Annotated in this window: 19 protein-coding genes; 11 read left to right on the top strand and 8 right to left on the bottom strand. The window is 73.4% G+C overall.

Annotated features, from left to right (window positions below; genetic code table 11):
- Positions 1–98 precede the first annotated feature (98 nt).
- The gene (locus ACA361_RS04880) at positions 99–680 is read right to left on the bottom strand and encodes an exonuclease (protein ID WP_375010558.1); all 582 of its coding nucleotides are present in this window, start codon (positions 678–680) and stop codon (positions 99–101) included.
- Between the two features lie 113 nt (positions 681–793).
- Here ACA361_RS04880 and ACA361_RS04885 point away from each other — a divergent pair, with 113 nt between their 5' ends.
- From ACA361_RS04885 to ACA361_RS04895, 3 genes are read left to right on the top strand one after another with little or no spacing between them, the layout of a single operon-like run.
- Positions 794–1,186, top strand: coding sequence for a GntR family transcriptional regulator (locus ACA361_RS04885; RefSeq protein ID WP_375010559.1), 393 nt, complete (start codon positions 794–796; stop codon positions 1,184–1,186).
- Positions 1,183–2,082: an ABC transporter ATP-binding protein gene (locus tag ACA361_RS04890; protein ID WP_375010560.1), complete on the top strand. Its 900-nt coding sequence runs from the start codon at positions 1,183–1,185 to the stop codon at positions 2,080–2,082. The genes ACA361_RS04885 and ACA361_RS04890 overlap by 4 nt, the downstream gene beginning before the upstream one ends.
- On the top strand, positions 2,079–3,119 hold the full coding sequence (locus ACA361_RS04895; RefSeq protein ID WP_375010561.1) for an ABC transporter permease: 1,041 nt from the start codon (positions 2,079–2,081) through the stop codon (positions 3,117–3,119). Before ACA361_RS04890 ends, ACA361_RS04895 begins: the two co-directional genes overlap by 4 nt.
- An 84-nt stretch (positions 3,120–3,203) precedes the next feature.
- On the opposite strand, the gene ACA361_RS04900 is transcribed toward ACA361_RS04895, so the two are convergent.
- Together ACA361_RS04900 and ACA361_RS04905 are read right to left on the bottom strand one after the other, a co-directional pair.
- Complete coding sequence (locus ACA361_RS04900) at positions 3,204–3,473, bottom strand: WXG100 family type VII secretion target (protein WP_375010562.1); 270 nt, start codon at positions 3,471–3,473, stop codon at positions 3,204–3,206.
- A 112-nt stretch (positions 3,474–3,585) separates the two neighbouring features.
- The gene (locus tag ACA361_RS04905; protein WP_375010563.1) at positions 3,586–4,155 is read right to left on the bottom strand and encodes a hypothetical protein; all 570 of its coding nucleotides are present in this window, start codon (positions 4,153–4,155) and stop codon (positions 3,586–3,588) included.
- A 120-nt stretch (positions 4,156–4,275) separates the two neighbouring features.
- Here ACA361_RS04905 and ACA361_RS04910 point away from each other — a divergent pair, with 120 nt between their 5' ends.
- From ACA361_RS04910 to ACA361_RS04925, 4 genes are all read left to right on the top strand, one after another.
- Positions 4,276–4,515, top strand: a complete 240-nt coding sequence (locus ACA361_RS04910) for a type B 50S ribosomal protein L31 (RefSeq protein ID WP_375010903.1) — start codon at positions 4,276–4,278, stop codon at positions 4,513–4,515.
- A gap of 201 nt (positions 4,516–4,716) precedes the next feature.
- Entirely contained in the window at positions 4,717–5,544 is an 828-nt protein-coding gene (locus ACA361_RS04915) for an alpha/beta fold hydrolase (RefSeq protein ID WP_375010564.1), read from the top strand.
- 134 nt (positions 5,545–5,678) lie between these two features.
- Positions 5,679–7,454 (top strand): acetyl/propionyl/methylcrotonyl-CoA carboxylase subunit alpha, encoded by a 1,776-nt coding sequence (locus tag ACA361_RS04920; protein WP_375010565.1) that lies wholly within the window; start codon positions 5,679–5,681, stop codon positions 7,452–7,454.
- Between the two features lie 144 nt (positions 7,455–7,598).
- Positions 7,599–8,921, top strand: a complete 1,323-nt coding sequence (locus ACA361_RS04925; RefSeq protein WP_375010566.1) for a hypothetical protein — start codon at positions 7,599–7,601, stop codon at positions 8,919–8,921.
- A gap of 149 nt (positions 8,922–9,070) precedes the next feature.
- On the opposite strand, the gene ACA361_RS04930 is transcribed toward ACA361_RS04925, so the two are convergent.
- Positions 9,071–10,459 (bottom strand): NAD(P)H-quinone dehydrogenase, encoded by a 1,389-nt coding sequence (locus ACA361_RS04930; protein WP_375010567.1) that lies wholly within the window; start codon positions 10,457–10,459, stop codon positions 9,071–9,073.
- A gap of 107 nt (positions 10,460–10,566) precedes the next feature.
- Between ACA361_RS04930 and ACA361_RS04935 the strand changes: the two genes are divergently transcribed.
- From ACA361_RS04935 to ACA361_RS04950, 4 genes are read left to right on the top strand one after another with little or no spacing between them, the layout of a single operon-like run.
- On the top strand, positions 10,567–11,019 hold the full coding sequence (locus ACA361_RS04935) for a gamma-glutamylcyclotransferase (protein WP_375010568.1): 453 nt from the start codon (positions 10,567–10,569) through the stop codon (positions 11,017–11,019).
- 31 nt (positions 11,020–11,050) lie between these two features.
- Positions 11,051–11,293, top strand: a complete 243-nt coding sequence (locus ACA361_RS04940; protein WP_375010569.1) for a hypothetical protein — start codon at positions 11,051–11,053, stop codon at positions 11,291–11,293.
- 7 nt (positions 11,294–11,300) lie between these two features.
- Complete coding sequence (locus tag ACA361_RS04945) at positions 11,301–12,104, top strand: purine-nucleoside phosphorylase (RefSeq protein ID WP_375010570.1); 804 nt, start codon at positions 11,301–11,303, stop codon at positions 12,102–12,104.
- Positions 12,101–13,732, top strand: a complete 1,632-nt coding sequence (locus ACA361_RS04950) for a phospho-sugar mutase (RefSeq protein WP_375010571.1) — start codon at positions 12,101–12,103, stop codon at positions 13,730–13,732. Before ACA361_RS04945 ends, ACA361_RS04950 begins: the two co-directional genes overlap by 4 nt.
- A 1-nt stretch (position 13,733) precedes the next feature.
- Here the strand turns inward: ACA361_RS04950 and ACA361_RS04955 are convergent, their stop codons facing one another.
- The 4 genes from ACA361_RS04955 to ACA361_RS04970 all read right to left on the bottom strand — a co-directional run bounded on the left by ACA361_RS04955 (position 13,734) and on the right by ACA361_RS04970 (position 19,381).
- The gene (locus tag ACA361_RS04955) at positions 13,734–14,333 is read right to left on the bottom strand and encodes a PH domain-containing protein (protein ID WP_375010572.1); all 600 of its coding nucleotides are present in this window, start codon (positions 14,331–14,333) and stop codon (positions 13,734–13,736) included.
- Between the two features lie 47 nt (positions 14,334–14,380).
- On the bottom strand, positions 14,381–15,460 hold the full coding sequence (locus ACA361_RS04960; protein ID WP_375010573.1) for an adenosine deaminase: 1,080 nt from the start codon (positions 15,458–15,460) through the stop codon (positions 14,381–14,383).
- A 107-nt stretch (positions 15,461–15,567) separates the two neighbouring features.
- Positions 15,568–16,047, bottom strand: coding sequence for a hypothetical protein (locus ACA361_RS04965; protein WP_375010574.1), 480 nt, complete (start codon positions 16,045–16,047; stop codon positions 15,568–15,570).
- A gap of 667 nt (positions 16,048–16,714) precedes the next feature.
- A complete protein-coding gene (locus tag ACA361_RS04970; protein WP_375010575.1) occupies positions 16,715–19,381 on the bottom strand; it encodes a hypothetical protein in 2,667 nt (888 codons plus the stop codon).
- Positions 19,382–19,432: the final 51 nt, after the last annotated feature.

Below are 19,432 nucleotides of genomic sequence, written 5' to 3' on the forward strand. Positions count from 1 at the left end.
GCGGCGAAGTGGCCTCATCCGGCCAGCCGATCGCCCACCGCGTTCACTCGTGGCGTGTCCGCCTTCGGCGGTCGGCCGAAAGGACGACACGCCACGAGTCAACCCCGCGGCGCGGCGAGCATGGCCTCGAAGACCTGGGCCAGCTCGCGCGCGTCCTCGCCCGCGTGGTGGGTGTGGGGCAGGCCCTCCAGCTTGAGGGTCTGCTTGACGATGCTCTTGCGGGTGCTGACCCACTCGCAGCCGCGCATGCCCATCCAGTAGCTGCGCATGTCGATGCCCGCGCCGCTCGCGCTGAACGGGCTCTTGCCCAGGAAGCGCATGAAGTACCAGTGGACGAACATCCCGTCGAAGACCGCCGGGCCGGCCAGGAACACGGGACGGCCGACCTTGCGCAGGCCGTTGATCCACTTCGCCGCCGCGGCCATCGCCTCCCCGGCCGCCGGCGCCTCGCGCAGGAGCCGGTCGCGGTCGAGGCCGGAGACGGCCAGCGCCTCCGGGACGAAGTCGTCCGAGATCGGCCGCAGCTCCGTATAGAACCCCAGGTCGTCCCGCCCGACGACGGCCATCCCCAGCGAGATCATGCTGTACGGGCCGGGGATCGGCCCGTCCGCCTCGACGTCCACGGCGATGTACAGCTCGGGCAGCTTGGGCGGCTTGGGCGGCTTCGGCGGGTTGTCCATGCCGCCGGACGTTAGCCGGGCGCCCCGGCGCCGGTCCATCCGATTATCCCGTTCCCGTTGACAGGTCCCGCTATCTCTCTATTGTGCTAGTTAACTAGTGAAATGGAGCTCGCATGATCGAGTTTCACCTGGACGACCGGTCCGGCCTGTCGCCGTACCAGCAGCTGGTCCGGCAGGTACGGCAGGCGCTGCGGCTCGGGCTGCTGCACGAGGGAGATCAGCTCCCCACGGTCAAGGAGGTCGTGGGCGGGCTGGCCATCAACCCGAACACGGTGCTCAAGGCGTACCGCGAGCTGGAGCACGAGGGGCTGGTCGCGGCGCGTCCCGGCAAGGGGACGTTCGTGACGGCGTCGCTGGCGGACGCGTCGCTGGCCGCGCACGGACCGCTGCGGCAGGAGCTGCGGCGCTGGCTCGCCAAGGCGCGGCGGGCCGGGCTCGACGACGAGAGCATCGAGGCGCTGTTCATGACGACCTTTCGGTCCGCCTCTCAGGAGGAGATAGCGTGAACGCCGTTCTGAGCACCCGGGGTCTCGGCAAGAAGTACGGGAAGCGCTGGGCGCTGCGCGACTGCACCCTGGACGTCCCCGCCGGGCACGTGGCCGGCCTCGTCGGCCCGAACGGGGCGGGCAAGACGACCCTGCTCACCCTCGCGGCCGGCCAGATGCCGCCCACGGCGGGCGGCGTCACCGTCCTCGGCGAAGGGCTCACCGGGAAGCCGGCGCAGCTGGCCCGGATCGGATTCGTCGCCCAGGACACCCCCACGTACGCCGGGCTGAGCGTCGCCGACCACCTGAAGCTCGGCGCCAAGCTCAACCCCGGGTGGGACGCCGCGCTGGCCCGGAACCGGATCGAGCGGCTCGGCCTCGACCCGTCCCGGAAGGCCGGGAAGCTGTCCGGCGGGCAGCGCGCCCAGCTCGCTCTGACGCTCGGCATCGCCAAGCGGCCCGAGCTGCTCATCCTGGACGAGCCCGTCGCCTCCCTCGACCCGCTGGCGCGCCGCGAGTTCATGCAGAGCCTGATGGAGGCGGCCGCCGAGCAGGAGTTCAGCGTGCTGCTGTCGTCCCACCTGGTGTCGGACCTGGAGCGGACCTGCGACCACCTCATCGTGCTCGTGGACGCCCGGGTCCGGGTGACCGGGGACGTCGGCGAGCTGCTCGCCACCCACCACCGGCTCACCGGCCCGCGCCGCGACCCCGGCCGCCTCCCGGCGGACCAGCACGTCGTCTCGGCCAGCCACACCGACCGGCAGAGCACGTTCATCGTCCGTACCGGCGCGCCGATCCACGACCCCTCGTGGAACGTCAGCCAGGTCGGCCTGGAGGACCTGGTGCTCGCCTACATGGACACGTCCGCCGAAGACCGGAAGAACGGCGACCGGCCGATCCCGGAGGTCCAGCGATGATCTGGCTGGCATGGCGGCAGTTCCGCACCCCGGCCGCGGCGCTGTTCGCCGCCGTCGCCGCGCTGGCGGCCGTCCTCGCGATCACCGGCCCCGGCCTGGCCGACGACCACGCCGCCGGTCTCGCCGGCTGCACCGCGCAGGGCGACTGCTCGAACTTCACCCGGCGGTTCTTCGACGAGCACAGGAGCGCGTTCGCCGGGCTCATCGTCGTCGTGGTGTTCCTGCCCGGCGTCATCGGGCTCTTCTGGGGCGCCCCGCTGATCGCCCGCGAGGTCGAGACGGGGACGCACCGGCTGGTGTGGAACCAGAGCGTCACCCGTACCCGCTGGCTCGCGGTCAAGCTGGCCCTCACCGGCCTGGCCGCCGTCCTCGTCACCGGCCTGACGGTCCTCGCGGTGACCTGGTGGTCCGATCCCATCCAGCGGACCGCAGGAAGCGAGTTCCCGAAGCTGACCCCGGTCCTGTTCGACGCGCGCGGCGTCGTCCCTCTCGGGTACGCGGCGTTCGCCTTCGCGCTCGGCGTCACCGTCGGGATGCTGGTCCGCCGCACCCTGCCCGCCATGGCGATCACGCTGGCCGCGTTCGCCGCCGTGCAGTTCGCGATGCCGCTGCTCGTGCGGCCGCACCTGCTGCCGCCGACCGAGATCACCACCACGGTCACCACCGAGAACGTGGGCGAGTTCATGTCCGAGGGCCCCGGCAACCCCATCCAGGTCAAGGTGAAGCCGTCCGACGAAGGTGCCTGGGTCCTGTCCCAGAAGACCGTGGACGCGTCCGGCCGCACCGTGAAGCACGTGGGCCTGACCATGGACTCCGGCCCGTGCGATCCCCACTCCCAGCCCGCGAGCGCCGAACGGCTGGGCCCGCCGAAGCGCTGCCTCGACGAGATCAGCAGGCGCGGCTACCGGCAGGTGCTCTCGTACCAGCCGTCCAGCCGCTTCTGGCCCCTCCAGTGGGCGGAGACCGGCATCTATACGGTGCTCACGCTCGGCCTCACCGGCTTCTGCTTCTGGTGGCTCCGCCGCCGCATGTCCTGAGATGACACGACACGAAACGGCACGGCACGGAAGCGGGTCCCGGCCTCGGGGGGGTTGACCGGGACCCGCGGTCCGTGCGCCGCGTCAGCGGGTGGCCGCCTCGATGTTCTGCTGGGAGCGCTTGATGTCCTGGCCGCCCTGCTCCAGCGCGACGGCCATCTTGTCGAAGGCGGTCTTGGCCTCCGTCCAGGCGGCGCGGAAGCGGTCGGCCTGCGGCCCCCACCAGATCTCCTGGCTGGAGACCGTGCGGCCGTTGAGGTCCTTGATCAGTGCGTCGAGGTTCCGGGAGTGCTTGCTGAACATCCGGGACAGATCTTCCAGCGCCGCGATGCTGGCGCCCCTCTTGTCGGTCATGGGTGGACCCTCTTCCCTTCGCCACGGCGCGGGGTGCTTCCAGGCAATTGCCGACAGCCTACGGCCCAGCCTTCACAGGAGCCAGTAAAGATCCGTGCGATCGGCGAACGGGTCAGCGGCCGCCGGCCGAGCTCTTCGGCGGGAGGTCGGCCGGGTCGAGGTCGTTGATCGGGTGGGCCTCGGGGTCGACGACGCTCTCGCCGGTGAGCGTGATGCGCTCGTTCTTCGTGACGAACTCGAAGCGGCGGCGGACGGACTGGGTCATCTTGCCGGTGCCGTAGCGGACCTCGGTGTGCTCCACGGCCTCCAGGGTGATGTGGTCGCCGGCGCGGGTGGCGCTGGCGGCGTCGAGGCGGGTGCGGGCGCCGGTGTACGCGGGGCCGCCCTGGACGGGGGCGCGGTTGCGGTTCTCCAGCTCGCGGAGCGTGCGGGCGTGGGTGCGGACGACGTCCGGCGCGATCAGCACGCCCATGATCTCGTCGGGGACGGTCTCGCCGGAATGCCTGGCCGGCTGGACGAGCGCCTGGGAACGGAGCCGGACGAGCGTTCCGGCGGCGGCGGTCAGCTGTTCTCTGGTCTCGTGGCCGACCGGGGTCGTGTCGCGCCCCAGGGCGGACGAGGGCGGCACGACGCAGACGGCCAGGGCCAGGACCAGGCCCAGCCGCGTCCAGTGGCGGACCATCGAGGGCTCCCGAATCGTCGGCTGATCAGACGCGAAGATACACCCGGCGGGCCGTTCCCGGGGAATGAAAATGGTTATCGTCCTGTTCTAGGAGGCGTACGCAACGAGGAGGTCGTGAAGTTGAAGAACATCCACCCGGACTACAGGCCCGTGGTGTTCCGTGACCGGAGCGCCGACTACGCGTTCCTGACGCGGTCGACCGCCACGAGCGAGCAGACGATCGAGTGGACGGACGGGCGCACGTACCCCGTGATCGACGTGGACGTGTCCTCGGCGAGCCACCCCTTCTACACGGGGCGCGGCCGGATCGTGGACTCGACCGGCGCCGTGGAGAAGTTCAACCGGCGCTACGGCCGGTAACCCGGTCACCCGGTCACCCGGCAACACGGACGTGCGAAGGAGCGGCGGGCCCGGCGGGCCCGCCGCTCCTTCATGTCCGGACTTGTTCGGCTCTCTCATGCCGTGCCGGGCAAACACTTCTGTACCTTCCGTTTGCGCTGGAAGCGGCGCGGCCGGGTATCGGCGACGTTGGCAATCCGAGCGAGAACGGGGAAGTGAACGATGGGGTTCGTCAGGACGCGCGACGGCGAGGAGATCTTCTACAAGGACTGGGGATCGGGACGGCCCGTGGTGTTCATCCACGGCTGGCCGCTGAACGCCGACGCCTGGGAAGACCAGATGAAGCTCGTCGCCGAGAACGGCTTCCGCGGCATCGCCCACGACCGGCGCGGCCACGGCCGCTCCAGCCAGCCGTTCAACGGCTACGACTTCGACACCTTCGCCGACGACCTGAACGACCTGATCACTTCGCTGGACCTGCGGCACGTCACCCTGGTCGCGCACTCGATGGGCGGCGGCGAGCTGGCGCGCTACATCGGCCGGCACGGCACCGACCGCGTCGACAAGGCGGTGCTGCTGTCGGCGATCCCGCCGCTGATGCTCCAGGGGCCGGACAATCCCGAGGGCGTTCCCGAGCAGGTGTTCGAGGACATCAAGAGCGGCATCATGAAGGAGCGCTCGCAGTACTGGAAGGACGCGTCCGAGGGGTTCTTCTCCGCCAACCGCCCCGGCAACAAGGTCACCCAGGGCAACAGGGACGCGTTCTGGTTCATGGCGATGCACGAGAGCATCCAGGCCGGCGTCAAGTGCGTGGACGCGTTCGCGCGCACCGACTTCACCGAGGACCTGCGCAGGTTCGACGTCCCGACGCTGGTCGTGCACGGCGACGACGACCAGATCGTCCCGATCGACGCCACCGGCCGCAGGTCCGCGGAGATCATCCCGAACGCCACCCTCAAGGTCTACGAGGGCGGCTCGCACGGCATCGCGCTCGTCCCGGGCGACAAGGAGAGGTTCAACCAGGACCTCCTGGACTTCCTCAAGAGCTAGCCGCGGCCGTCCCGGCGGGAACGTGTCAGGAACCCCTTACCAGCTGCGCGTTCCCGCCGATGAGGAGGGGCTTGCGAAACCGTGGAACGGCCGTTATCTAGACTGCGCGTGCGAGGTTGAGGGAGGAGACCCACGTGCGCAAGGTCCTGATCGCCAACCGCGGTGAGATCGCGGTCCGTATTGCCCGTGCCTGTCGCGACGCGGGGCTTGCCAGTGTCGCGGTGTACGCCGAGCCGGACCTGGACGCCCTGCACGTTCGGGTCGCCGACGAGGCGCACGCGCTGGGCGGCCAGACGGCCGCCGACAGCTACCTGAACATCGAAAAGATCATCAAGGTGGCGGCGGACTCGGGCGCCGACGCCGTCCACCCCGGTTACGGGTTCCTGGCGGAGAACGCCGATTTCGCCACCGCCGTCCAGGACGCGGGGCTGACCTGGATCGGTCCGCCGCCCGCGGCGATCACCGCGCTGGGCGACAAGGTGCAGGCCCGGCACATCGCGCAGAAGGTGGGCGCGCCCCTGGTCGCGGGCACCAAGGATCCGGTGTCGGGCGCCGAGGAGGTCGTGGCGTTCGCCGAGGAGCACGGCCTGCCGATCGCGATCAAGGCGGCGTTCGGCGGCGGCGGCCGCGGGCTGAAGGTGGCCCGCACGCTCGACGAGGTCACCGACATGTACGAGTCGGCCGTCCGCGAGGCCGTCTCGGCGTTCGGGCGGGGCGAGTGCTTCGTGGAGCGCTACCTGGACCGGCCCCGGCACGTGGAGACGCAGTGCCTCGCCGACAAGCACGGCAACGTGGTGGTCGTGTCCACCCGTGACTGCTCGCTGCAGCGCCGCCACCAGAAGCTGGTGGAGGAGGCCCCGGCGCCGTTCCTGAGCGAGGAGCAGCTGGAGCTGCTGTACAGCTCGTCCAAGGCCATCCTGAAGGAGGCCGGGTACGTCGGCGCCGGGACGTGCGAGTTCCTGGTCGGGCAGGACGGGACGATCTCGTTCCTGGAGGTCAACACCCGGCTCCAGGTGGAGCACCCGGTGACCGAGGAGGTCGCGGGGGTCGACCTGGTCCGCGAGATGTTCCGGATCGCCGACGGCGAGGAGCTGGGGTACGGCGACCCGGAGCTGCGCGGCCACTCGATCGAGTTCCGGATCAACGCCGAGGACGCGGGCCGCAACTTCCTCCCGGCCGTGGGCACGCTGACCCGGTGGTCGCCGCCGTCCGGGCCGGGCGTGCGGCTGGACGCGGGCTGCGTCGAGGGCCAGACGATCCCGCAGCAGTTCGACTCCATGATCGCCAAGCTGGTGGTGACCGGCGCCACCCGCAAGCAGGCGGTGGAGCGGTCGCGGCGGGCGCTGGCGGAGTTCGAGATCGGCGGGATGCCGACCGTGCTGCCCTTCCACCGGGCCGTGCTGGACGAGCCGGCGTTCGTGCCGGCGGACGAGAGCGAGCCGTTCCAGGTCCACACGCGGTGGATCGAGACCGAGTTCGACAACACGATCGCCCCGTACGAGGGCGACGTGGCCACCGAGGAGGAGGCGGGCGAGCGCGAGCGGGTGACCGTCGAGGTCGGCGGCAAGCGCGTCGAGGTCGTGCTGCCGGCCGGGCTGGGCGCCGCGCCGGCGGGCGCGGGCGCGGGCGGCGGCAAGGCGGCCCCGGCCAAGCGGCGCGGCGGCAAGAAGGGCGGCGGCTCGCAGGCGTCCGGCGACTCGCTGGTCAGCCCGATGCAGGGCACCATCGTCAAGATCGTCGCCGAGGAGGGCGCCGAGGTCGCGGCCGGGGACCCGATCGTGGTCCTGGAGGCGATGAAGATGGAGCAGCCGCTGAACGCGCACAAGGCCGGCACGGTCACCGGCCTGGCCGCCGAGGTCGGCGCCACCGTCTCCAACGGCGCCGTGATCTGCGAGATCAAGGACAGCTGAGCGGAAGGTCGCAGCGCCCCCGGTTCCGGCCATCCGGAAACGGGGGCGTTTTCCTTTTCCGCCCCCCTAGTCCGGGTATGTCCAGATCAGACGGAACGGACGGCGGTGCCTGCTCGTCTACCAGGTGAGGAGGCAGGTCTGCTAATGAACACCGGACGCAAGAACACCGATTCGCAGCCCGGGCGGGCGGCCCGCCGCGGCGCGACGCTGGCGGTGGCCGCCGCCGTCTTCGCGCTGCTGTTCGGCTTCGCCGCGCCGGCCCAGGCGGACGACACCGTCTCCACGATCGCCAACGGCCTGACGCAGTCCCGGCTGTACGTGACCGGCGAGGCGCGCCGGCAGGCGTCCATCGACGAGAACGCCGTACGGTCGGCGCTCGACCGGCAGGACGAGGCCGACATCCGGGCCGTCGTGGTGCGGAACCAGGCCGGGCAGGAGGCCATGGGCCGGATGCTGGTCGCGGTGAAGAACCGCGTCGGCGAGGGCGAGACCTACGTCGCGATCACCGCCGACGGCTCGCGGATGACCGGCATCTCCAAGACCTTCGACACCCGGGAGATCAACCAGCTGGTCGCGCGGTCCGACCCGGGCGGCAGCGCGCAGGCGCGGCTGGCGGCGTTCGCCGACGTGGCCGAGACCAAGGCCGACGACAAGGCCCGCAGCGGCATGATCGGCGGCTTCGTCACGCTCGGCGTGGTGATCCTGGTGATGGCGGGCGCGCTCGGCGCGTTCCTCGTCGCCGGCAGGCGCCGCCGCGACCGCGAGGCCCGCCAGATGGCCGAGCTGAAGAAGGGCGTCGAGGAGGACGTGACGCTGCTCGGCGAGGACATCGCCGCGCTCGACCTCAACGTCATGGACCGGGACCTCGACCCCGACACGCGCCGCGACTACGAGCGGGCGATGAACTCCTACGACGAGGCCAAGGCGGCGACCGAGCGCGCCGCGCGCCCGGCCGACATGGAGAACGTCACCACCGCCCTGGAGAACGGCCGCTACCACATGACCGCCACGCGGGCCCGGCTCGCGGGCGAGCCCGTACCGGAACGGCGCGCCCCCTGCTTCTTCAACCCGCAGCACGGGCCGTCCGTCAAGGACGTCGTCTGGGCGCCGCACGGCGGCGTGGCCCGGTCCGTCCCGGCCTGCGAGATGGACGCCCAGCGCGTCCTGACCGGCCAGGACCCGGACGTGCGGATGGTCCCGTACGGTGACGGCCGCCGCCCGTACTACGACGCGGGCCCGGCGTACGCGCCGTACGCGGGCGGGTACTACGCCGGCTACGGCGGCATGGACCTGCTCGGCGGGATGATGATCGGCACGATGCTCGGTTCCATGATGAGCGGCGGCTTCTACGGCGGCGGTTACGGCGACATGGGCGGCGGCTTCGGCGGCGAGGGCGGCGACGTCGGCGGCGGCTGGGACTTCGGCGGCGGCGACTTCGGCGGCGGGGGCGACTTCGGCGGCTTCTAGCGCCGCTCGACACGGCCCGGGAGCCCGGCCACGGCGCGAGCGCGCTACCTGCCCGGTGAGGCGAAACCGAAGGCGAGCCTCACCGGGCAGATCGCGAAACGATGTCGCGCTCGCCCCGGTCACGGTCGCATCGCGGGCCGGGATCGCGGTTAATAGGCGTGCTCGGTCATCAGGCGGCGGGACGCCTCGGTGATGCTGCCCGACAGGGACGGGTAGACGGCGAAGGTGTGCGCGACCTGGTCGACCGTCAGGTGCTGCTGGACGGCGACCGACACGCCCAGGATCAGCTCGCTGGCGCGCGGCGCGACGATGACGCCGCCGAGCACGATGCCGGTGGACGGGCGGCAGAAGATCTTGACGAAGCCGTCCTCGAAGCCCTGCATCTTGGCGCGCGCGTTGCTGAACAGCGGCAGCATCACCGTGCGGGCGTTGACCTCGCCGGAGTCGACCATCTTCTGCGTCACGCCGACCGAGGCGACCTCGGGATCGGTGAAGATGTTGGACGACACCCAGCCGAGCTTCAGCGGCTGCACGGCCTCGCCCAGGGCGTGCCACATGGCGATCCGGCCCTGCATGCCCGCCACCGAGGCCAGCATCAGGATGCCGGTGCAGTCGCCGGACGCGTAGATGTGCGGGACGCTCGTGCGGGAGACCTTGTCGACCTCCACGAACCCGCGGGCGCTCAGCCGCACCCCGGCCTTCTCCAGGCCGATGCCGCGCGTATTGGGCTCCATGCCGACGGTCATCAGGCAGTGCGAGCCGGTGACCTTGCGGCCGTCCTCCAGCGACACCACCACGCTGTCGCCCTGGCGCTCGACGCCGGCGGCGCGGGAGCGGGACATGACGTTCATGCCGCGGCGCAGGAAGACGTCCTGCAGCACGCCGGCGGCGTCGGCGTCCTCGCTCGGCAGGATCCGGTCGCGCGAGGACACCAGCGTGACGCGGGAGCCGAGCGACAGGTACGCCCCGGCCAGCTCGGCGCCGGTGACGCCGGAGCCGACCACGATCAGGTGCTCGGGCAGCTCGGGCAGGTCGTACAGCTGGCGCCAGTTCAGGATGCGCTCGCCGTCGGGCTCGGAGCCGGGCAGCACCCGCGGGGTGGCGCCGGTGGCGAGCAGGATGACGTCGGCCCGCAGGTGGCGGTCGCCGACCGCGACGACGTGCGGCTCCAGCAGCCGCGCCTCGCCGCGCACGATCTTGACCTCCTCGTACGCGAGGCGTTCGGCCACGTCGAACGACTGCGCCCGGGCCAGCTCCTTCACCCGCTTGTTGACCACGGGGAGGTCGACCTCCAGGCCGCCGACGATGCCGTCCGGGCCGCCGTTGAACTTCAGCCCGAGCCCGGCGGACTCCGACATCACGGCCATCCGGGTCGAGGTGGCGATGAGCGTCTTGGAGGGCACGCAGTCGGTGAGCACGCACGCGCCGCCGGGGCCGTCGCGCTCCACGACGGTCACGTCGGCGCCGAGCTGCGCCGCGACGAGCGCGGCCTCGTAGCCGCCGGGGCCTCCTCCGATGATCACGATGCGGGTCGTCACGCCTCCCATTGTTTCTCATGACCGGCGATGCCCTGACCAGGGCCGCGCCTTCGCGCGCCGGGGCGGATCCCCCTCGGATCCGGGGAACTGCCGTACGCTTGGCGACCGTGGCACTGTACGCGGCGTACGCCTCCAACATGGACCCCGAGCAGATGGCGTCCCGGGCCCCGCACTCACCGATGCGCGGCACCGGCTGGCTCGCGGGCTGGCGGCTCACCTTCGGCGGCCAGGACGTCGGCTGGGAGGGCGCGCTGGCCACGGTCGTCGAGGACCGCGACGAGCAGGTCTTCGTCGTGTTGTACGACGTCCCGGCCTGGGACGAGACCGAGCTGGACGCCTGGGAGGGCGCGGCCCTCGGCGTCTACCGCAAGATCAGGGTGCGGGTGTCGACGCTGGACGGCGACGTCCTGTGCTGGATCTACGTCCTGGACGACTACGAGGGCGGCCTGCCCTCGGCCCGCTACCTGGGCATCCTCGCCGACGCGGCGGAGGCGGCCGGCGCGCCCGACGACTACGTCAAGGAGCTGCGCAACCGCCCCTGCAAGTCGCTCGGCGACTAGCGCGGCCGCGCGGCTCCCCCGTACGGACCAGGTGATCAGCGGCGGGCGCCGCCGTCCGCGAGCGCCGGAGCGGCCGCGGCGGGCCGTGCGGCCGGGCGGCCAGCAGCGCGGTCGCGGCGGCCACGGCCAGGAACAGCGGCGCCCAGAGCAGGCCCGCCCGCCCGAACCGGACGGCGTGCGCGGGGACGGCCGCGCCCGGCACATCATCGGCCTCGTCGTCGTCCCCGGCAAGGACGCGGGCACCGGCGGCGCCGCCGGGCACGAGGGCGGCTAGGGTCGGCATGGTGAGCAACGAGGCTTTTCCACGTGCCCGGGCGGCCGCCGAGCGGCTGCGGGAGCTGACGTCCTTCGACTCGTTCGACGTGGCCCTGGTGATGGGGTCCGGCTGGGTCCCGGCCGCCGACGCGCTCGGCGAGCCGGTCGCGGAGCTGGCGGTCACCGAGCTGCCCGGCTTCGCGCCGCCCGCGGTGGAGGGCCACGCGGGCCGGATCCGGGTGGTCGAGGTCGGCGGCCGGCGCGCGCTGGTCTTCCTCGGCCGCACCCACCTGTACGAGGGCCTCGGCGTCGACCCCGTCGTGCACGGCGTCCGCACCGCGCTGGCGTCCGGCGTGGGCACGGTCGTCCTGACGAACGCGGCGGGCGGGCTGCGGCCCGAGCACCAGAAGGTCGGCGACCCGGTGCTGATCTCCGACCACATCAACCTGTCCGGGGCCAACCCGCTGACCGGGCCGACCTTCCTCGACCTGACCGAGGCGTACTCCGGGCGGCTGCGGGCGCTGGCCCGCGAGGTGGACCCGACGCTGGCCGAGGGCGTGTACGCGGCGTTCCGCGGCCCCACCTACGAGACCCCGGCCGAGATCCGGATGCTCCGCACGATGGGCGCCGACATGATCGGGATGTCCACGGTGCTGGAGGCGATCGCGGCCCGGCAGGGCGGCGCCGACGTGCTGGGCGTGTCGCTGGTGACCAACATCGCGGCCGGGCTGGCCGAGGGCACGCTGGACCACGAGGAGGTCCTGGCCGCGGGCCGCGCCGCCGCCGGCCGCATGGGCGCCCTCCTCGCGACGGTCATCTCCAAGCTGTGAGCGGGGCCGTGAAGCCGCCGTACGCGCGCGAGGCCGAGGAGTGGCTGGCGCAGGATCCGGATCCGGAGACGGCCGCGGAGCTGCGGAAGATCCTGGACGCCGGGGACGCGGCGGAGCTGGCGGCCCGGTTCGGGGCCCGGCTGGAGTTCGGCACGGCCGGCCTGCGCGGCGAGCTGGGCGCCGGTCCCAACCGGATGAACCGGGTCACCGTCATGCGCGCCGCCGCCGGGCTGGCCGCGCGCCTCGGCCGCGGCGGGCCCGGCGGGGTCGTGATCGGGTACGACGCGCGGCACAACTCGGAGCGGTTCGCGCTCGACACGGCCGCGGTCATGACCGGGGCGGGCCTGCGCGCCTGGCTGCTCCCGCGGCCGCTGCCCACGCCCGTGCTGGCGTTCGCCGTACGGCACCTGGGCGCCGCCGCCGGGGTCATGGTCACCGCCAGCCACAATCCGCCGCGCGACAACGGCTACAAGGTCTACTGGGGCGACGGGGCGCAGATCGTCCCGCCGCTGGACGCCGAGATCTCCGCCGCGATCGACGCGGTCGGGCGGGTGGACGCGCTGCCGCTGGGCGACGGCTGGACGGTCCTCGGCGACGAGATCGTCGAGGCGTACCTGGACGCCCTCGCCGCCCTCCCCCTCGGCGGCGCGCGCGACGTGTCCACGGTCTACACGCCCCTGCACGGCGTGGGCCGGGACGTGCTGCTGCGGGCGTTCGAGCGGGCCGGGTTCCCGGCGCCGGCGGTCGTCCCCGAGCAGGCCGCGCCCGATCCGGACTTCCCGACGGTCGCGTTCCCGAACCCCGAGGAGCCCGGGGCCATGGACCTCGCCCTCGACCTCGCGGCCGGCCGCGAGGTCGACCTGGTGATCGCGAACGATCCGGACGCGGACCGCTGCGCCGTGGCCGTCCCCGGCGCGCGGCAGCTCACCGGAGACGAGGTCGGCGGCCTGCTCGCCGAGCACGTGCTCCGGCACGCGGCCGCGCCCGATCCCCTGGTGGTGACGACGATCGTGTCGTCGTCCCTCCTGGACCGGATCGCCGCGGCGCACGGCGCGCGCTCGACCCGTACCCTCACCGGCTTCAAATGGATCATGAAGGCCGGGGACGGGATCGTCTACGGGTACGAGGAGGCGCTCGGCTACAGCGTCGGCGGGATCGTCCGCGACAAGGACGGCGTCGGCGCCGCGCTCACCGTCGCGGCGATGGCCGCCGAGGCGAAGCGGGACGGCCGCACGCTGCTCGACCTCCTGGACGACCAGGCCCGCCGGTACGGCCTGCACGCCACCGGCCAGCTGTCCGTCCGTGTCCCCGATCCCGCGCTGATCCCGGCGGCGGTGCGGCGGCTGCGCGCCGATCCCCCGTCCGCGCTGGCCGGCTTCGCCGTCGAGTCGGCCGAGGACCTCGCCGAGGGCGTCGACGGCCTGCCGCCCACCGACGGGCTCCGGTTCCGGCTGGCCCCGTCCGCCCGGATCGTCGTCCGCCCGTCGGGCACCGAGCCCAAGCTGAAGTGCTACCTGGAGGTCGTCCGGGCCGTACCGGACGGCGACGTGGCCCCGGCCCGCGCCGCGGCGGAACGCGACCTGGAGGCCCTCCGGAACGCCCTGTCAGCCCTGCTGGACCTGTCCTGACCTAGCCGAGCAGGGCGAGCAGGGACGCCGCGACGGCCAGCGCGCCCGGCACGGCGACCGCCGCCACCGCCGGGCGCGACCAGGTCACCGTGCCCTGGTCCGCCTCGCCCTTCCCCTGGTGCTCGCGCGCCAGCTCGGTCAGCTGCCGGGCGGCGAACATGGTGGGCGTGCCGTGCTTGAGCGCGGTCGCGGCGGCGTCCGGCATCCGGGCGGCCTGCCGCCGCTCCCGCGCCTCGGCCTTGGCCCGGGCCCGCGGCGACGTCTGGTGGACCCACGCCTTCGTCCGGCGCTCGCCGCCCGCCGCCGTGAAGGTGAACAGCAGCGCGTCCGTCGCCTCGATCTTGCGGGACGCGCGCCACGGGACCCGCGTGTCCCGCAGCGGGTTGCGCACCGTGTACCCCTGCTCGTCCGCCACCACCGCCGGGCGCAGCCCCACCGCGTACGCGATGCCGCAGCCGAGCAGCAGCAGCGCGGTCATGACCAGCGAGGCCACGTCCCGGCCGCGCACGGCGATGTCGATGAGGTTGAGCGCGGCGAACACCATCCAGGCCCAGCCGGCGACCCGGGCGACGGTGGACTTGATCGTCAGGAGCGGGGTCATGCCCACAGCATTCCAGGCTCGTGCCATCACCAGAACGCGGGCGGCGCTCAGGTCGCGTCGCGCAGCGCCGCGAAACCCGGCTTGATCACCTCGTTGATCAGCTCCAGCCGCTCGTCGAACGCGATGAACGCCGACTTCATCGCGTTCACCGTGAACCACTGGAGGTCGTCCCAGCCGTACCCGAACGCCTCCACCAGCTTCGCCATCTCCAGCGACGGCACCGTCCCGCTCATCAGCCGGTTGTCGGTGTTGACCGTGACCCGGAAGTGCAGCCGCCGCAGGAGCCCGATCGGATGCTCGGCGATCGACTTGGCCGCGCCGGTCTGGATGTTGGACGTCGGGCACATCTCCAGCGGGATCCGCTTGTCGCGCACGTAGGCCGCGAGCCGGCCCAGCCGCGGGTTCCCGTCCTCGTCCTCGGTGATGTCGTCGATGATCCGCACGCCGTGGCCGAGCCGGTCGGCGCCGCACCACTGGATCGCCTGCCAGATCGACGGCAGCCCGAACCCCTCGCCGGCGTGGATGGTGAAGTGCGCGTTCTCCCGCTGGAGGTACTCGAACGCGTCCAGGTGGCGGGTGGGCGGGTAGCCGGCCTCGGCGCCCGCGATGTCGAACCCGACGACCCCCGCGTCCCGGTACCGCACCGCCAGCTCCGCGATCTCCATCGACCGGGCCTGGTGCCGCATCGCCGTGACCAGCGTCCCGACGCGGATCCCGTGGTCGCGGCCGCCCCGGGCGAAGCCGTCCAGGACGGCCTCCACGATCGTCTCCAGCGGGAGGCCGGTCCGCGTGTGCAGCTCCGGCGCGTACCGGACCTCCGCGTAGACGACGCCGTCCTTCGCCAGGTCCTCGGCGCACTCGTACGCGACCCGGGTCAGCGCCTCGGCCGACTGCATGACGCCGACCGTGTGCGCGAACGTCTCCAGGTAGCGCTCCAGCGACCCGGAGTTGGACGCCTCCGCGAACCAGGCGCGCAGATTCCCGGGATCGGTCGTCGGCAGGTCCCCGTACCCGGTGTCGCGGGCCAGGTCCACGATGGTCTCGGTCCGCAGGCCGCCGTCCAGATGATCGTGCAGCAGCACCTTGGGCGCGCGCCGGATGTCGTCGAGCGACGGACGTTCGTTCATCTCGCGAATCTACCCGCCGCCCGGCCCGGGTACATCGGCGACATCTGCCGAGCGTCGGTCCGGCTCGCCCGCGCCGCCGACGGCAGGCTCACCGGCTGACCAGGTCCTTAAGGTGGCGGGCGGTCCTCGCGCAGCGCCCGCAGCGTGGCGGCGGACCGGGCGCACTCGGCGGCGGCGCAGGCGGTCTCCCCGACCGCGGCGCGCAGGTCGGCCGAGGTCAGCTCCGGCAGGAGTGCGGTGAGCGCGCCAGCGGCGGCGCGGGGCCCGGTCAGCGCGGCGTCGAGCAGGGCGTCCGCCTGGCCGGCGCCGAGGGCGCGGAGGGCGGCCGAGCCGTCCGGGTCGACCGGGGACAGCCACGTCCACCAGCCGGGCGGCACGACCGGGGCGGCGGCGTATCCGGTGAGGAGCTGGCGGGAGGAGAACGGGAGCCGGGCGGTCACGGTCCCGTCGGGGGCGGTGACGGTGAGCACGCCGCGCAGCGTGCGCAGGAGCGCGGTGCGGGGGGCGGCGATTTCGAGGGCGGGGCCGGTGAAGCCGGACTGCACCAGCGGTACGAGTCGCGCCCGGGCGTGCCGGAGGTCGGGCACCGACTCCGTGGCGGCCTTACCGTCCCAGCCGGCGGCGAGCCCGTGCAGGACGCGGCGGATCCCGGGCGCCTCCAGGGCCCGGCGGAGGAGGGCGGGCCCGTCCTTGTCGGTCGCGCCCAGGTCGCGGACGAAGGCGTCCAGTTTCTCGGGCAGGTCCGCTTCGGCGGCGGCGCTCGCGAAATCGGTGTCGAGGTTCCAAAAGAGGGGCGCGTCGCGGTCAGCAGCCGGGCGGCGAGGGCGTCCTCCGCGTCCCGCTTCTTCACGCCCGCCGCCTTGGCGAGCGGCCGCAGGTCGGTGAAAATCCGCGCGTACGGAACGACCCCGGCCGCGAACGCCTTCTCCAGGATCTCGTGGAAGCGGCCGAGGGCCTCCTCCGGAGAAAGGTGCTCCGCCATGAGGCCGATGTGGGCGCGCAGGACCGCCGGCGCCACGGCGCCGGCCGGCACGAACTCCAGGAACGTCCCGTGGAGCCGGTCCATGTCGCGGAGGGCGGGATGGTTCTCCTCGGCGCGGCGGGCCTCGCCGAACGCCCAGGCGGCCAGCTCGGCCTCGCCCGCCGCGAGGAAGTCCCGGCAGGCCCGCTCGAAGTGGGGAGGCAGATCGGCGGCGGCGAGCGGGCGCGCGGCCCTGGTGACCTTGGACTTCTCGATGGCCGCTTCCTGGAGGTTCACTCGCCGTGCTCCCTCCGGCAGGACCGCCACCAGTCGGCGGCGCGGGCGATGTCGGGGCCGGTCGTCCACAGGTCGGCGGGGTCGTCGGGCATGAGCAGCTCGCGGAACCGCCCGACCGGGCCCGAACGGCGGCTCCCCATGGTCTTCCGTTCCAGCCCGCCCGGGACCGCCCGCTCGTCCCGGGCCGCCTTCAGCAGCTCGATCACGTCGGCGGGCAGGCCCGACTCCTCCAGCGGGACGCGCGGGAACGACCGGACGAACCCGTCCTTGTCGCCGTACAGGATCCCGACCGCGGTCGCGGTGGTGATGCCGGCCCGGGCGGCCAGCTCCTTCGCGGTGCCGGCGCCGGCCGGCGGCGGGCCCTTGTCGGCCAGCAGCCGTTCGACGCGGCGCAGCAGATCGGGGCTGAACCTGCCCTGGGGAACGGTGAGCACGGGGACCCGTCCCTCCGGGAACCCGTTGTCGCCGAAGCGGCCGTCCGGCGCGTGCTCGACGGCCGCGAACAGGTCCCGCCCCTGGCTGCGGCCGCTCACCACGAGCAGCGCGCCGTCCGGGGTCCGCCACAGCGCGAGGTGCGGGTACCCGGAGCCGCTGAACGGCCGGTCGAACCAGTGCAGCCGCCAGCGCCCGCTGCCGTCGCCCAGCGGGGTGTTCGCCCAGGCGTTCAGCTCCGCGACGGTCCGCTCCGGGAACCGGTCCCATGGCCACAGCCGGCTCATCAGCTGCCCGGTCATCCGCTCGAACTCCTGGGGGATCCATTCCGTCCCGCTCAGCGAGTCGAGGGTCCGCAGGAGCACCGGTTCCCGCGGGGCCGGGCCCTCCGCCGCCCCCTCCAGGAGATACTCGGACACCAGCCGGACCCGCATCAGGGTGTGCAGGTACCGGGTCGGCAGGTCGGGCGCGGTCTCCAGCAGCGGGACGGGCGGCGGCCGGTACGGCAGGCCCTCCATGCCCAGCAGCACGTGCTCGTTCAGCAGGCACCGCGCCGCGCGCACCACCCGCCCGGCCACCGTCTCCGCCAGCCCGGGCGCGGTGATCTCGGGCAGCAGCTCCGCGATGAACTCGCCACGCCTGATCGAGCCCACACCGGACCATCTGGGCAGGACGGGCTCCACCAGGCGCCGGACGGCCGCCCGGTCCAGCGACCGCAGCCATGCCGACCCGGCCGGGTCCACCGCCTCCCGCGTGCTCCACGCGGCGGGCGGGAGCACGGACGCCTGCCGGGGCGTGAACGCCGTCCGGAGGACCTCCGTGCCGTCCGGCGCGGTCACGGTGATCACGCCGTCCCGGAGCCGCACGTCGTTCCGCACGGCGGTGCCGGGGAGGGTGACCGTTCCGGTGCCGGGCGCTTCGGGACGGGCCGTACGGGAGGCCGCCTCCAGCCTCAGTACGGTCCCGGCCGGGCCGTCCACGACGAAGGTCTGCCATTGCCCGCCGGGCCCCGGGCGCGACGCGTACCAGGTCTCGCCGTCGAACCACGGCATCAGGTCGCCCGGGCAGGAGCCGAGCGTCCAGGTGCCGCCCTTCCCGTCCGCCGCCACGGCGTCGCGCTTCCGCCGGACGGTCACGTACGCGCCGTGCTGGAGGACGGACTGCGCGTCGCCGCCCCACCTGACGTCGTGCGCCGGCGGCACCGTCCGCATCCCGATCTCCTCCAGGATCCCGGTGCGCAGCTCCGCCGCCAGGGCGTCCACCGGATCACTGATCTCCACTCCGCCCAGGAAGCCGGGGTTGCGCTCCAGGAACCGGCGGCCGTGGTCGTACAGCCAGGAGACGGCCCGGTCGAGGCGCGCCAGGACGCCGGACTCCAGGTCGGCCTTGAGGATCTCCCTCAGCTCGGCGTCGGGCGCGTCGTGCCAGGGGGCCGGGGTCGGCGGGATCGCCGCCGGGTCGGTGCCGGACGGCGGCTCGCCGGTGCGCGGGAACAGGTGGTCCGCGCCCTGGTCGGCGAGGCGGAGCAGGTGGCCCGCCGGGCAGGGCCGGCCGGCGTACCACTCCAGCGGCAGCCGCGTCCCGGCGCCCGCGTCGACGAGCGTCTCCAGCCACCGGTCCCGGTTCTCCTCGCCCGGCTCGGCCGCGATCAGCAGGTCCATCAGGCCGCCGTCCCGGGCGGCGACGTCGGCCAGCGCGGGCGCGGCGGCCGCCCAGATCGTCGGCGGGGCGCCGGGCAGCAGGCCGTCGCGCAGGAGGCGGGCGGCGAGGAACTCGTCCTCGTCCCGCTTGCCCAGGCCCGCCGCGACGGCCAGCCGCCGCAGGTCGGGGAAGACGCGGGCGTACGGGATCAGCCCGGCGCCGAACCCCGCGCGGATCACCTCGCGGAACCGCGCGTGCGCCTCCTCGGGCGCGAAGTCCTCGCCCAGCGCCTTGGCGTGGTCGCGCAGCACGGCCGGCGCGACCACGCCGTCCGGAACGAGTTCGAGCAGGACCCGGTGCAGGCGCCCGGTGTCGCCGAGGCCCGCGTCCTTCTCGACCTTGCGGGCCTGCGTGAACGCCCATGTCGCGACCTCCGCCGACCCCGCCGTGAAGGCCCGGCACGCCTCCTCGTAGAAGGCGATCCGGTCCGCGGGCGGCAGCGGCGCCGCCAGCCTCCTCAGGCCGGACTTGAGCTTGCGGGGGTGGTCGGTCGCGGCGCCGGCGACCAGGGCTGCGAGTTCCGGGGTCATGGTGATCGATTATCGGGGCGCCGCCGCGCGCACGGCGCCGCGTGGCGCGGC

Source organism: Actinomadura sp. 21ATH (genome assembly GCF_041951345.1).
Classification (GTDB): domain Bacteria; phylum Actinomycetota; class Actinomycetes; order Streptosporangiales; family Streptosporangiaceae; genus Spirillospora.

Bases quoted from the DNA above. Each gene is read 5' to 3' on its own strand.
- ACA361_RS04880 (WP_375010558.1), bottom strand. From the start codon at position 680: ATGGACAACCCGCCGAAGCCGCCCAAGCCGCCCAAGCTGCCCGAGCTG.
- ACA361_RS04925 (WP_375010566.1), top strand. From the start codon at position 7,599: ATGAACACCGGACGCAAGAACACCGATTCGCAGCCCGGGCGGGCGGCC.
- ACA361_RS04915 (WP_375010564.1), top strand. From the start codon at position 4,717: ATGGGGTTCGTCAGGACGCGCGACGGCGAGGAGATCTTCTACAAGGAC.
- ACA361_RS04895 (WP_375010561.1), top strand. From the start codon at position 2,079: ATGATCTGGCTGGCATGGCGGCAGTTCCGCACCCCGGCCGCGGCGCTG.
- ACA361_RS04905 (WP_375010563.1), bottom strand. From the start codon at position 4,155: ATGGTCCGCCACTGGACGCGGCTGGGCCTGGTCCTGGCCCTGGCCGTC.
- ACA361_RS04960 (WP_375010573.1), bottom strand. From the start codon at position 15,460: ATGAACGAACGTCCGTCGCTCGACGACATCCGGCGCGCGCCCAAGGTG.
- ACA361_RS04945 (WP_375010570.1), top strand. From the start codon at position 11,301: ATGGTGAGCAACGAGGCTTTTCCACGTGCCCGGGCGGCCGCCGAGCGG.
- ACA361_RS04900 (WP_375010562.1), bottom strand. From the start codon at position 3,473: ATGACCGACAAGAGGGGCGCCAGCATCGCGGCGCTGGAAGATCTGTCC.
- ACA361_RS04970 (WP_375010575.1), bottom strand. From the start codon at position 19,381: ATGACCCCGGAACTCGCAGCCCTGGTCGCCGGCGCCGCGACCGACCAC.
- ACA361_RS04885 (WP_375010559.1), top strand. From the start codon at position 794: ATGATCGAGTTTCACCTGGACGACCGGTCCGGCCTGTCGCCGTACCAG.
- ACA361_RS04955 (WP_375010572.1), bottom strand. From the start codon at position 14,333: ATGACCCCGCTCCTGACGATCAAGTCCACCGTCGCCCGGGTCGCCGGC.